The organism is Couchioplanes caeruleus, from assembly GCF_003751945.1.
Classification (GTDB): Bacteria; Actinomycetota; Actinomycetes; order Mycobacteriales; family Micromonosporaceae; genus Actinoplanes; species Actinoplanes caeruleus.
Map to the genome: position 1 here is coordinate 2,424,200 of NZ_RJKL01000001.1, position 12,807 is coordinate 2,437,006.

At 71.5% G+C, this 12,807-nt stretch carries 12 protein-coding genes; 5 read left to right on the forward strand and 7 right to left on the reverse strand.

Going from position 1 to position 12,807, the window contains the following annotated elements; all coding sequences use genetic code 11:
* Positions 1 to 46 precede the first annotated feature (46 nt).
* Together EDD30_RS10545 and panB are read left to right on the forward strand one after the other, a co-directional pair.
* Positions 47 to 1,855, forward strand: a complete 1,809-nt coding sequence (locus tag EDD30_RS10545; RefSeq protein ID WP_071807851.1) for an NAD+ synthase — start codon at positions 47 to 49, stop codon at positions 1,853 to 1,855.
* A 111-nt stretch (positions 1,856 to 1,966) separates the two neighbouring features.
* A complete protein-coding gene (gene panB / locus EDD30_RS10550) occupies positions 1,967 to 2,809 on the forward strand; it encodes a 3-methyl-2-oxobutanoate hydroxymethyltransferase (RefSeq protein ID WP_071807852.1) in 843 nt (280 codons plus the stop codon).
* A 1-nt stretch (position 2,810) separates the two neighbouring features.
* Here panB and EDD30_RS10555 read toward each other — a convergent pair whose 3' ends face one another.
* The gene (locus EDD30_RS10555) at positions 2,811 to 4,238 is read right to left on the reverse strand and encodes an RNB domain-containing ribonuclease (protein ID WP_123678212.1); all 1,428 of its coding nucleotides are present in this window, start codon (positions 4,236 to 4,238) and stop codon (positions 2,811 to 2,813) included.
* An 82-nt stretch (positions 4,239 to 4,320) separates the two neighbouring features.
* On the opposite strand from EDD30_RS10555, the gene EDD30_RS39860 reads away from it, so the two are divergent.
* Positions 4,321 to 5,652, forward strand: coding sequence for a hypothetical protein (locus tag EDD30_RS39860; RefSeq protein ID WP_084557630.1), 1,332 nt, complete (start codon positions 4,321 to 4,323; stop codon positions 5,650 to 5,652).
* Here the strand turns inward: EDD30_RS39860 and EDD30_RS10565 are convergent.
* Together EDD30_RS10565 and EDD30_RS10570 are read right to left on the reverse strand one after the other, a co-directional pair.
* Positions 5,645 to 5,851 carry a hypothetical protein gene (locus EDD30_RS10565; protein ID WP_071809366.1) on the reverse strand — a complete coding sequence of 69 codons (207 nt, stop codon included), beginning with the start codon at positions 5,849 to 5,851 and terminating at the stop codon, positions 5,645 to 5,647. The genes EDD30_RS39860 and EDD30_RS10565 overlap by 8 nt on opposite strands.
* Positions 5,852 to 6,023: 172 nt before the next feature.
* Entirely contained in the window at positions 6,024 to 7,049 is a 1,026-nt protein-coding gene (locus EDD30_RS10570) for an aspartate-semialdehyde dehydrogenase (RefSeq protein ID WP_071809367.1), read from the reverse strand.
* A 60-nt stretch (positions 7,050 to 7,109) separates the two neighbouring features.
* Here EDD30_RS10570 and EDD30_RS10575 point away from each other — a divergent pair, with 60 nt between their 5' ends.
* On the forward strand, positions 7,110 to 7,910 hold the full coding sequence (locus EDD30_RS10575) for a class I SAM-dependent methyltransferase (protein ID WP_071809368.1): 801 nt from the start codon (positions 7,110 to 7,112) through the stop codon (positions 7,908 to 7,910).
* Here EDD30_RS10575 and EDD30_RS10580 read toward each other — a convergent pair.
* The 4 genes from EDD30_RS10580 to EDD30_RS10595 form a co-directional block, all read right to left on the reverse strand.
* Complete coding sequence (locus tag EDD30_RS10580; RefSeq protein WP_071809369.1) at positions 7,907 to 8,515, reverse strand: M15 family metallopeptidase; 609 nt, start codon at positions 8,513 to 8,515, stop codon at positions 7,907 to 7,909. The genes EDD30_RS10575 and EDD30_RS10580 overlap by 4 nt on opposite strands.
* 72 nt (positions 8,516 to 8,587) lie before the next feature.
* Positions 8,588 to 9,724 carry an ABC transporter permease gene (locus tag EDD30_RS10585; RefSeq protein ID WP_071809370.1) on the reverse strand — a complete coding sequence of 379 codons (1,137 nt, stop codon included), beginning with the start codon at positions 9,722 to 9,724 and terminating at the stop codon, positions 8,588 to 8,590.
* A gap of 326 nt (positions 9,725 to 10,050) precedes the next feature.
* Complete coding sequence (locus EDD30_RS10590) at positions 10,051 to 10,965, reverse strand: threonine/serine dehydratase (protein WP_071809371.1); 915 nt, start codon at positions 10,963 to 10,965, stop codon at positions 10,051 to 10,053.
* Positions 10,966 to 11,121: 156 nt separating this feature from the next.
* Positions 11,122 to 12,183 (reverse strand): type I glyceraldehyde-3-phosphate dehydrogenase, encoded by a 1,062-nt coding sequence (locus tag EDD30_RS10595; protein ID WP_071809372.1) that lies wholly within the window; start codon positions 12,181 to 12,183, stop codon positions 11,122 to 11,124.
* 210 nt (positions 12,184 to 12,393) lie between these two features.
* Between EDD30_RS10595 and EDD30_RS38210 the strand changes: the two genes are divergently transcribed.
* Positions 12,394 to 12,792, forward strand: a complete 399-nt coding sequence (locus tag EDD30_RS38210; RefSeq protein WP_143163017.1) for a hypothetical protein — start codon at positions 12,394 to 12,396, stop codon at positions 12,790 to 12,792.
* The last annotated feature ends 15 nt before the right edge of the window (positions 12,793 to 12,807 follow it).

Consider the following 12,807-nt stretch of genomic DNA (forward strand, 5'->3'; position numbering starts at 1 on the left):
CAGGGGAACCGGGTACGGGATGCCAACGCTGGGGAAGAATGGCCGCATGCCCTCGATGCGCATCGCCCTTGCCCAGGTGAACCCCACCGTCGGAGACATACCCGGCAACGCCGCCGCCGTGCGCCGCTGGACCCGCCGGGCCGCGGACGCCGGCGCCCAGCTCGTCGCGTTCCCGGAGATGATGATGACCGGGTATCCCATCGAGGACCTGGTCTTCCGCGAGTCCTTCGTGGTGGCGTCGCAGACCGCGCTGCGGCGGCTCGCCACCGACCTCGCCGCCGACGGCCTGGGCGACGTGGCCGTGGTCGTCGGCTACGTCGACGCCGACGGGCCCGCGCCGACCAGCGCCGACGCGGTGCCGGGCAGCGGACGCCGGGACGCCTCCGCGCTGCTGCTCGGCGGCGAGGTGGCGGCCACCTACTTCAAGCACCACCTGCCCAACTACGGCGTCTTCGACGAGGACCGCTACTTCGAGCCGGGCACCTCGCTGACCGTGGTGCGCTTCGGCGACACCGACATCGCCCTGACCGTGTGCGAGGACCTGTGGCAGGCGGGCGGCCCGTTCGCCGCCGCGCGACGCGCGGGCGTGCAGCTCGTGGTCTCCGTCAACGCCTCGCCGTACGAGCTCGACAAGGACGACGTCCGGCTGCCGCTGATCCGGCGCCGGGCGGCGGAGGCGGGCGCGACGGTCGCGTACGTGAACATGATCGGCGGCCAGGACGAGCTGGTCTTCGACGGCGACTCGATGATCGTGACCGCGGAGGGCGAGCTGCTGGCCCGGGCCGGACAGTTCACCGAGGAACTGCTGATCCACGACGTGGAGCTCCCCGCTGCGGGGACCGCGCCGGCGCCGCGGGCGGCGCAGCCGGAGCCGGCGACGACGAGCGAGTCGCCGCACGGCGAGGAACGTGGCGACGACGACATGACGATCACGCGGGTGGCCCTGGCCGCCGCGCCGCGACCGTTCAGCTCCGGCCCCGCCGTCGGCGGCATCGCCGAACGGGTCACCGACGAGGCGGAGATCTGGTCGGCGCTCACCCTGGGCCTGCACGACTACGTGGAGAAGAACGGTTTCCGTTCGGTGGTGCTCGGGCTGTCCGGCGGCATCGACTCGGCGGTCGTCGCCGCCATCGCGGTGGACGCGCTCGGCCCGGAGCGCGTCGTCGGCGTCTCCATGCCCAGCGGCTACTCGTCGGCGCACTCCCGCGACGACGCGGCGGACCTCGCCAAGCGCACCGGCCTGGACTATCGCAGCGAGCCGATCCAGCCGATGGTCGACACTTTCCTGTCCCACATGTCCCTCTCCGGCCTCGCGGTGGAGAACCTGCAGGCCCGCGTCCGCGGCGTCATCCTCATGGCGCTGTCGAACCAGGAGGGCCACCTGGTGCTCACCACCGGCAACAAGAGCGAACTGGCGGTCGGCTACTCGACCCTGTACGGCGACTCGGTCGGCGGCTTCAACCCGCTCAAGGACGTGCCGAAGACGATGGTGTGGCGCCTCGCCACGTGGCGCAACGCGGACGCCGCCCGCCGCGGCGACCAGGCGCCGATCCCGGAGAACTCCATCACCAAGCCGCCGTCGGCGGAGCTGCGCCCGGGCCAGGTCGACACCGACTCGCTGCCCGACTACGAGGTGCTCGACGCGATCCTCAGCGGCTACATCGACGGCGACCAGGGTCGTGACGACCTGGTCGCGGCCGGGCACGACGTCGCCCTCGTGGACCGGGTGCTGCGGATGGTGGACATCGCCGAATACAAGCGCCGCCAGTCGGCGCCGGGTACGAAGATCTCCATCAAGGCCTTCGGCCGCGACCGGCGCCTGCCGATCACCAACCGCTTCCGCGAGGGCGCGTGAGCGGGAGTGTGATCGGCTCCACTCACCTCTGACCGCGCGCGGTCCCCGGGTGCGACGATGCGAGTCGAACCCGGGGACCGCACTCCGCGGCCTCGAGGGAAGGAGACGACGATGTCCGAGACACCCGCCGAGGTGCCCACCCTGTACGGCGGCCCGCCCACCCGCCGCGTCCGCACCCGCGACCTGCTCGCGGCCAAGGAACGCGGCGACCGCTGGCCGATGCTCACCTCGTACGACCAGTACACGGCCGCCCTGTTCGACGGCGCCGGCATCCCGGTGCTGCTCGTCGGCGACTCCGCGGCCAACAACGTGTTCGGCTACGAGACGACCCTGCCGGTCACCACCGACGAACTGCTGCCCCTGGTACGCGCGGTCGTGCAGGCCACGAAGACCGCCCTGATCGTCGCCGACCTCCCGTTCGGCTCCTACGAGGAGGGGCCGGTCCAGGGCCTCCGCACGGCCGTACGGTTCATGAAGGAAGCCGGCGCGCACGCGGTCAAGCTGGAGGGCGGCCGCCGCGTCGCCGAGCAGATCCGGGCGATCGTCGGCGCGGGCATCCCGGTGATGGCCCACATCGGCTTCACGCCGCAGAGCGAGCACACCCTCGGCGGCTACCGCGTCCAGGGCCGGGGCAGCGCGGCCGAGGAGGTCATCGCCGACGCGCGGGCCGTCGCCGAGGCGGGCGCCTTCGCGGTCGTGCTGGAGATGGTGCCGGGCGACGTGGCGAAGCAGATCACCAAGGAGCTGACCATCCCGACCGTCGGCATCGGCGCGGGCCCGGACACCGACGCCCAGGTGCTGGTGTGGCAGGACATGGCCGGGCTGCGAGGCGGCAAGGCGCCCCGCTTCGTCAAGCGCTACGCCGACCTCGCGGGCGTGCTCGGCGAGGCCACCCGCCGCTTCGCCGACGAGGTGCGCACCGGCGAGTTCCCCGCCGCGGAACACACCTTCTAGGTCAGCCTTCCTTCTCGAACAACACCGTGCGGGTCCGAGGATCCGCCTCGGCCAGGCGTACCGTGATCCGCTGCCCCAGCGGCAGCTCACCCAGGCAGCGTGCCTGCACCGCGGGATCGTCGATGGCGACGGTCCCGCCGCGGGGGCGGGGCCGTCCGCCCGGCCGGGGCGGATCGTCGACGTCGAGCACACCGGCCTCGAAGGTCTCGCCCACCCGGCCCGCAAGCAGCACCGCCTCGGTCAGCGCGACCGCGCCACGATCCGCGGCGGAGGCCACCCGATCGGTCGCGGCCATCGCCTCCGGCAGGCGCGGCAGCGCGGCGCGGGCCCACTCCGGCACGGCCGCGCCGGCGTGCAGCGCCAGGCACACCTCGGTCGCGTACCGGTCGGCGAGGCGGCGCAGCGGGGCGGTGACGTGCGCGTACGGGGCGCCCACCCCGCCGTGCCCGGTCTCGGCCGGCGGCGCACCGTCGAACGCCGTGTACGCCGCCCCGCGCAGCAACTCCGCCGCCTGGTCGAGGAAGGCGGCGCCGCGGGGATCGGCCGGGTCGACGGACGACACGACCGCGCCGACCTGCGCCTCACGCGGCCACGTCACGCCGAGCGAGCCGGCGGCGGCCCGCAGCGCGGCGACGGCCTCGGGCTTGGCCGCGGGCATCGTGCGCAGCAGGCCCACCCCGCCGGCGAGCATCAGCGACGCGGCGGCCATGCCGGTGAGCAGCGAGATCTGCGCATTGTGCTCCTCCACCGGCAGCGGCGCGCGCAGCACCAGCCGCCACCCGTCGCCGTCGGGCTCGACCTCCTGCGCGGGCAGCGGCAGGTTGATCGCTCCCCGCCCGGCGGCCCGGGCGGCGAGCAGCCCACCGATCTCGGCCAGCAACGCGATCGGCTCCGGCGCGTCACCCGCCGCGACGGCGTCCTGAAGCCCCGCGTAGTCAAGCTTGGCGCGGCTGCGCACCCGCGCCCGTTCGAGCGCGACGGCGGCGATCGCCCCGTCCGCGTCGAGGTCGATCGTCCACAGCACCGCCGCGCGGTCGACGCCGGGCAGCAGACTGGCCGCATCCTCGCTGAGCACCGGCGGGTGCAGCGGAACCTTGCCGTCGGGCAGGTAGATCGTCTGGCCGCGTACCCAGGTCTCGGCCTCCAGCGGGCCGCCGGGCCGCACGTAGCTCGCGACGTCGGCGATCGCGTAGCGAACCCGGTAACCCCCGTTCCGGCGGCTCAGGTGCATCGCCTGGTCCAGGTCGCGGGAGGTGGCCGGGTCGACGGTGACCAGGGGTACGTCGGTGCGGTCGGTCGCGGGCGGAGGCGTCGCCGCGGCCCGGTGCGCCTCGGCCAGCGCCTCGGCGGGGAACTCCCCGGCCAGGTTCAGCTCCTTGCGCAGCACGGAGAAGTCGATACTCGGAGCGATGACCCGTTTGATCGGCACCGCTCATTCCTAACACGAACAGGGGCCGCACCCAGCCGGGTGCGGCCCCTGTTCCGCAGGTGTCAGCGCATCGGGTCAGCGCTTGGCGGTCGCCTTGCGCGCCGGGGCCGCCGTCGCGGGCCGGGAGTTGCTCGCCGCGGTGGCCCGGCGTGCGGCCGCGGCGTTCGCGGGCGGCTTGACCCGGCCGGCGTTGGTGGCCGAGTTCTTCGTCATGGAGGCGGGCTTGGCGTTGCCGGCCTTACCCGCGCGCACCTTGGTGGCGGCGGCGTTGCCGGTCGCCCGGGTGGCGGTGGCCTTCGCCGCCGTCTTCTTCGCGACCGTCGTGGCCTTCGCCGCCGTCTTCTTCGCGACCGTCGTGGCCTTCGCCGCCGTCTTCTTCACGGCGGTCGTTGCCTTCGCCGCCGTCGACTTCGCCGGCGCCTTCTTCGCCATCGTCGACTTCGCCATCGTCGACTTCGCCGGCGCCTTCTTGGCCGGGGCCTTCTTCGCCATCGTCGACTTCGCCGCCGTCGACTTCGCCATCGTCGACTTCGCCATCGTCGACTTCGCCGGCGCCTTCTTGCCCGGGGCCTTCTTCGCCATCGTCGACTTCGCCGCCGCCTTCTTCGCGGTGGTCGCGGCCTTCACGGCCGTCGCCTTGGCCTTCGCCGCCGTCGCCGCGGCCTTCGCCGCCGTCGACTTCGCCGCCGTCGACTTCGCCGCCGTCGACTTCGCCGCCGTCGACTTCGCGGTCGTCGACTTGGTCGCAGTCTTGGTGGCGGGGGCCTTCTTCGCCGTCGTCTTGCTCGCCGGAGCCTTCTTCGCCGCCATCTTGCTCGCGGGGACCTTCTTCGCCGCCATCTTGCTCGCCGCGGTGCGGGCACCGGAAGTCTTGCTCGCCGTGGCCTTGGGCGTGATGGCCGCGCCCATTCCGTTCTGGCCCGCCACGGCCTTGGTCGCGGCCGTCCTGCCGACCGTGGCCTTCTTGGCGGTGGCCTTGCTCGCGGTCGCCCTGGCGGCTGCCGGCTTGGTCGCGGTGGCCCTGGTCGCCGAGGCGGCCTTCCTGGTCGCGGTGGCGCGGCCCGCCACCGGCTTCGCCGTCGCCTTGGCGGCCGGCGATGCGCTCGCGGCACGCCTCGCGGGAGAAGTGGCCGCGGCTGCGGTGGCGGAGGCGCGCTTCGCCGTGGTGGCCGACGCGGCGGACGACACCGTGCCGGGCCGCTTGCCGGTGGTCGAGGTGGCGGCGGCGGTGCGCTTGGCGGCCGCCTGCTTGGTCGCGGCCGGGGCCGCGGCGGGTTTCTTGGCGACCCGGGTCGGGGCAGCCTTCTTGGTCACGGCCATGGGGAACTTCCTCCTTGCGAATGACTGCGGGCTCGTCTCCGCCTGGAGACCGAAGATTCCGGCTTGGACACAGGGGTCGAGCCGGCCTAGCTGACCTCCCCGGTCCAGCGGGCATCCTCGGCATCCCACGCCGCATTGCGCTTCTCGACCGTCTCGAGCGCCCGCGTAGCGTCGTCAGCGGAGGCGTACGGACCGAGCCGGTGCTGGGCAGGACATACGCCATCCCCGGACTCGACCCGGTCATGCCGGAGGCACCAGAAGTAGCCACCCCCGCCAGGCCCACTGTCGTTCATGCCATCACTGTGCACCTCAAACCGACCATGCGCTACCGATTCAGGCAAAAAGCCCCGTTTTTCCATAGTGGAGCGTCGAGAAGACCCCCCGAAGGAACGACAAAAATGCCCCGCCCCACTTCTCAGTGGGACGGGGCTTATCGGTGTGAAGGGGCTTCCCAGTGGGACGGCCTCAGCGCAGTCCGGCGGCGACCACCTCGGCGACCTGCACGGCGTTCAACGCCGCACCCTTGCGCAGATTGTCGTTGGACAGGAACAGCGCGAGCCCGTTGTCGACCGTCTCGTCGGCCCGGATGCGACCCACGAACGTCGGGTCCCGCCCGGCCGCCTGCAGCGGGGTGGGAACGTCGGACAACTCCACGCCCGGCGCCCCGGCGAGCAGCTCGCGGGCCCGATCCGGGCTGACAGGGCGCACGAACCGGGCGTTCACCTGCAGCGAGTGGCCGGTGAAGACGGGCACGCGCACGCAGGTGCCGGAGACCTTGAGCTCCGGGATGCCCAGAATCTTGCGGCTCTCGTTGCGCAGCTTCTGTTCCTCGTCGGTCTCGCCGCGCCCGTCGTCGACGATCGAGCCGGCCAGCGGCAGAACGTTGAACGCGATCGGCCGGGCGAAGGAGCGGGCCGCCGGGAACTCCACGGCGCCACCGTCGTGGGCCAGCTCGGTGGCGCGGTCGGCCACCTTCTTCACCTGCTCGTCGAGCTCGGCCACGCCGGCCAGCCCGGCACCGGAGACGGCCTGATAGGTCGTGACGACCAGAGCGACCAGCCCGGCCTCGTCGTGCAGCGGACGCAGCACCGGCATGGCGGCCATCGTGGTGCAGTTCGGGTTGGCGATGATGCCCTTGGGGCGCCGCGCGGCGGCGTCCGGGTTCACCTCGGCCACCACAAGCGGCACGTCCGGGTCCATCCGCCAGGCCGAGGAGTTGTCGATCACGACGGCGCCGGCCTCGGCGACGCGCGGCGCATACTCCTTGGAGCTGCCCTTGCCGGCGGAGAACAGGACGATGTCGAGCCCTCGGAAGTCCGCCTTCTCGGCGTCCTCGACGGTGACCTCACCGCCGTGCCACGGCAGGGTGCGGCCCGCGGAACGCGCGGAGGCGAAGAGCCGGAGCTGGTCAACGGGAAACCGGCGCTCGGCCAGGATGCGGCGCATGACGCCACCGACCTGTCCCGTCGCGCCGACGATGCCGATCCTCATGGGTCCCAACGTACGGTCTGAACTGCGCGTACGGAAACTCCGCGCCGTAGCGTGGGAAACATGTCTACCGTCTACACCCACGGGCACCACGAGTCGGTTCTACGGTCGCACCGCTGGCGCACCGCAGAAAATTCGGCGGCGTACCTGCTGCCCCATCTGACCTGCGGTGACCGCGTCCTCGACGTGGGCTGCGGGCCGGGCACCCTCACCGCGGATCTGGCGACGCACATCACACCCGGACGGATCACCGCTCTGGAGCCGACCGAGCGGGCACTCGACCTCGCCCGCGCCGAGATCGCCCGGCGCGGTCTGGGCACGGTCGACTTCGCGGTCGGCGATGTGCACGCCCTCGCCTTCCCCGACGCGACCTTCGACGTGGTGCACGCCCATCAGGTGCTTCAGCACGTCGGCGATCCCGTCCAGGCCCTGCGCGAGATGCGCCGCGTCACCCGGCCCGGCGGCATCGTCGCCGTCCGCGACAGCGACTACGCGGCCTTCACCTGGTTTCCGCGGCTGCCGGAGCTGGACGAGTGGCTGCGCCTCTACCACCGGGTCGCCCGCGACAACGGCGGCGAACCGGATGCGGGCCGCCGGCTGCTCTCCTGGGCCCACGCCGCGGGCTTCACCGACGTCACGGCGACCTCGTCCACCTGGTGTTTCGCCGACGACGAAGACCGCGCGTGGTGGGGCGGCATGTGGGCGGAGCGCATCCTCGCCTCGGACCTGGCCGGGCAGGCCCTGACCGCCGGTGCCGCCACCCGCGAAGATCTGGAACGCATCTCGCGCGGCTGGCGGGCCTGGGCCGCGGAGCCGGACGGCTGGCTATCGGTGCTGCACGGCGAGCTGATCTGCCGGGTTTAGGCCGTCTTCGGCTTGTACGCCCAGTGCCACGGCTCGCGCGGCACGTTCTCCACGAAGCCGTACTTCTCGCCGTTGGCCCGCATCCACGCCTGCGCCTTGGAGTTCAGGTCGAGGTCGGTCGCCATGCCCCAGCCGTGCTCGCTGGTGCCGGGCTTGGCGGCGAGCCCGCCCTGCGAGTACAGCCCCTTGCGCCGCGCGACGTCGACCTGCTCTTCGTAGGAGCGGTACGAGTCGGTGATGCCGATGGTGACACCCTGCGCCTTGGCGTCGGCGATCATCTGGTTCAGCGACTCGGCGGCGGGCGCCCAGAGCTTGTGGTTGGTGTTGCCGACCCTGCCCAGCGCGTTCGCCGGAATCTTGCCGTTGCCGTACGCGGCCAGCTCGGTCGGAATCCCCTTGCTGTTCAACGTGTACGACTTGTTCGACGCGCCGGCGGTCTGGGTGCCCATCGCGTCGGCGAGCGCCGAGGCGAACGAGGCTCCCGAGGCCGACGTGGTGCCTGTGGCCGGCGAGGCGCTTGTCGTCTTCGTCGCCTGCTGGGTCTGCAAGGCGAGGATCCGGCTCTGGATGTCCGCGATCCGGTTGTTGACGCCCTCGATTCCCACAGCGACCACCTCCGCACTACGACGCCTGACCCCTGCCTCTTCGGCGCAACCCGAAGAAGCCTGAGCGGCAACTCAGCCGATCGCGACCGGCTGGCGTACCTCGTTGCCCTCGATCCGGTCCTTGACCTCCAGGTCGAGCTCCGAGGTGCGGTCCGTCCGGTTCGGCAGCAGGTTGGTGACCAGCACGAGCAGGCATCCGATGCCCGCGTACAGCGCCAGCACCAGCAGCGGCCCGCCGATCGGCGCTTGCGGGAAGTAGAGGTCGTAGCGGACCGCCTGCACGCCCGCGCCGGTCGGCAGGTTCTCGCCGAGCACGCGACCGAACGAGGGCAGGAACTCCGGCAGGATGCTGGCGCCGCTGATCACCGTACCGATGGTGAAGTAGACGGCGCCGAGAAGCGCCCCGGCCGGACCGATGAGGGCGACCGCGCCCGCGGTCGACCCGGTGATCGCGAGCGAGACCAGCGCGAAGATCCCGAACATCGCGGCATGGTCGGCGCCCGCACCGACACCGAACCAGCTCATCGACCACAGCACGACGGCGGCCGAGGCCAGCGCATACACGATCAGCGTGGCCAGATGTCCCAGCCCGCGCGCCCAGGAGCGGCGGGTGCGCGGAATGAGCCGGCCGAGCCCGACGGAGGCGATGGTCCCGCCGAGGGCGAGCGCCTGGGTGAGGAAGCCGAGCGAGGCACCGTTGACGTCGTCGGGAGGCAGCGGCACCACGTCCGTGATGGGCGGTGGCGTGTTCAGGACCCTCGCCTCGGCGACGGAGATCGTGTCACCCTTCGCGGCCAGGGCGGCGAGCTGCTGACCATTCTGCTGGGCGATGACGGAGGTGTAGGTGGTCCGCAGCAGCGTGGCCGCCGCTGGACCCGCGGCGCCGGCGACGTACAGATGAGGCTGCGCGGCGGTGACGTCGACGCCGCCGTACACGTCGCGGCGTTTGATCGCGGTCTGCAACTCGGCAGCGGAGGGGTAGACGCTCACCTCGAAAACGCCGTCGCGCTCCAGGAGATCAAGGATCGCGGCCTGCTTGGCCGCCGGCGACACCAGCCCGACCGGCACGTCATGCGGCATCGCCCGATGGCCCATCCCCAGGTAGTAGGCGGTCAAGGCGAGCTGAACAAGAGCACCGGCCAGACAGACCACCACAGCGAACCGGCGGAACTGCCGCACCGATTTGATCTGATTGTCCTCATCTGTCATGACCCCAGCATCGCGGACGCCGCAACCGCCCGCAGGTGATCGTCCACCAAGCTCCGCGACGCGGCCCGGCCAGGTGGGACCCGGGCTCATCCCATAAGTACGGGTCGAGGCCCCCCAACCGCAACACCGCCCACCGGCTACACGGGTCACTCCGCACTGACGCCTTCCGCACTGACGCCTTCCGCACTGACGACCCTCCGCGGCGCCGCGCCAACGAATCCCGCGCGCCGGTGCCAGCCATCCCGCGCTGATGTCGCCGGTCCCCGCGCGCGGGTATCTGGCCATCGTCGCGCGCGGGTGCTGGATCTTCCGCGCGCGGGTGCTGTTCAGGCGAGGTCCGTGGGATCCGTGTTCGCGCCGCAGAGCAGGACGATCACCCGTTCGCCGGGCTCCTGGACGTATGCGCCAGAGGTGAGCGCGGCCTGGGCCACGGCCGTGCCGTGCTCCACTGCGACGCGGTAGTCCTCCCACAGCCGGCGGCGCGCCTCGACGATGGCCTGATCGTCGACGAGCACCGACGTCAGCCCGGCCGCGACGGCGGTCTCCACGGCGATGGCACCGGCCCGGCGCGCGCCGAGCGAATCGGCGGCCACCCCCGAGACGGGCACGTCCACGGGTTCCCCAACCTCCAGGGCGGCGTTCAGCGCCCGGGCCGTACGCGGCTCGACGGCTACCACCTTGGCCCGGCCGTGGACCGCCGCGGCGACCCCCGCGATCAGGCCGCCCCCGCCGACGGCCACCAGCACGGTGTCGAAGCCGCCGGGCGCCTGCTCCAGCAACTCCAGCCCCACCGTGCCGTTGCCCGCGACCATGTCCGGATCGTCGTACGCATGACAGAACAGCGCGCCGGTGTGATCGGCCCGCACGATCGCGGCGGCGTACGCCTCGGCGTACTCGTCTCCGGCCTGGACGACGTGCGCACCCAGCTTGGCCAACTTGGCGACCTTCACCGGCGGAGCGGTGACCGGCACGTAGATCTCGGCCGGCACCCCCAGCTCCCGCGCGGCGTACGCGGCCGCAAGACCCGCGTTGCCGCCGGAGGCGGCGATGACTCCGGCGGCGGGAAGGCCCGCCTCGGCCGCCACCAGGATCTTGTTCAGCATGCCGCGGGTCTTGAACGATCCGGCATGCTGCACCAGCTCGAGCTTGTAGCCGACCGAGCCGTCGAACAGCACAGGCGTCCGCCGGACGCGGCCCTCGAGACGCCGGGCCGCTGCTTCGATCGCTTCGCGCGGGATCACCGATCCGTTCTACACCACACCGACCGGCTGTGCGCCTGGACATGGCCCGTCCCGCTGCGCCGCGGCCGGTCCGGTCACGCCGCCGCCGTCCTGCACCCGCTTTGGGCCGGTCCGGTCACGCGGCGGCCGTCCTGCACCCGCTTTGGGCCGGTCCGGTCACGCGGCGGCCGTCTTGTAGAGGATGCCCGCCGGCACGGGCTTACGTTCCCCCACCAGGCGGGAGAGGTCGAGCAGGCGGTGGGAGAAGCCCCATTCGTTGTCGAACCAGCCGCGCACCTTGACGCCGCCGTCGCCCGTGGTCTGGGTGCCGGACGGGTCGAACAGGCAGGACGCCGGGTTGTCGCGGACGTCGATCGAGACCGTGGGGTCCGGCTCGAAGTCGATCAGCCCGCGCATCGGACCGGCCGCCGCCTCGGCCATCGCGTGGTTCACCTCGTCGACGCTGACCGGCCGGTCGGTCTGGCCGCCGAGTTCGGCGAGGGAGCCGATCGGGGTCGGTACGCAGTAGTAGCTGTAGCGCACCTCGCCGAGCCGCGGCAGCGCGACGCTCACCAGATCGCCGCTGACGTGGTCGTGCGGGATGATGCTCTCGGTCGCGGCCCGGCCCAGCCGGGGGTCGTCGCGCGAGGTGCCGGAGGTGGTGTCGTGCACACGCTGCCAGCCCTGGGCCGCGAGCACCACCGAGGTCTGCACGCTGCGCAGGCCGAAGCGGTCGAGCAGCACCTTGGCCATGACCGACAGGGCGTTGACCCCGCAGGAGGCGGGCGAGATCACGTCGTGGTGGACCGGGTCGTATATGTCGTGGTTGACGCCGAAGACCAGGACCGCGTCCGGGTCGTCCGCGGACGCGCTGATCACGACCTTCCGGGCACCGCCGTGGGTGATGTGGGTGCGCGCGACGTCGCCCCTGCGGAACTGGCCGGTGGCCTCGATGACCACGTCGACGCCGGCGTCGGCCCACGGGACCCGGCCCGGCTGCGCCTCCTGGTAGGTCCAGAGTGGACGGTCGTTGACGATGAGTTGCCCACCCACCGTGTCGACCGTGCCGGCGAATCGGCCGCGGAGGCTGTCGCGTTTCAACGCATGTGCCAATCTGTCCGGCGACGCGATGTCATTAATGGCGGCAACTGTGATTCCCGAAGCGGGCGCGGCGCTGATGATGCGCATCACGGATCGCCCGATGCGACCGAAGCCGTTGATGCCGATCCTGACAGTCACCAAGCACTCCTCGCAGCCGCTCCGACTACCTCTGCACTTCGCGCCGCGACCGTACTGGAAGTCATCCCAGCAAGCACCCGACGTCACATATCAGACACTATGAGTATGCAAGTTGCACGTCAACTCGAGCAGTCGCAGGGCATACTCACAACCCCGCGTTCCGGTGTCAAGGCGCCGGCGGACCCGCCCGTACTCAGCGGATGATCTCTTATGGATTTGGTTGCCCACCTGCAATTTCTGCCCAAAGACAGCATGATCGCAACCCCCGGCCGGGTCCATCTGAGTAGGGCCTCGATCGTCGAGACCGGACAGAACGTACCGACGGTCGTCGATGCATTCCGTCACAGTCGCAACCATCGTGCCACGCGGACATCACCGCAGCTCAATCCGTTTCGCCGGTACCATTCCGCACCCTCGGTGCCGATTTCAAGACCCGAATTTTCCACGGCGACGCGGTACGGTGACCATTCAATCAGCCAGCCACCACGCGGTACCACAGAAGAACTGCGACCGACCGCCGGCCCCCGGAACCCGATTTTCCACCGTCCGCCCTATCCGATTCACGAAAATTTAATGAACGACATCACGGTCAGACTTTTTGCCCGCTGACCGAGCATCCCGCCC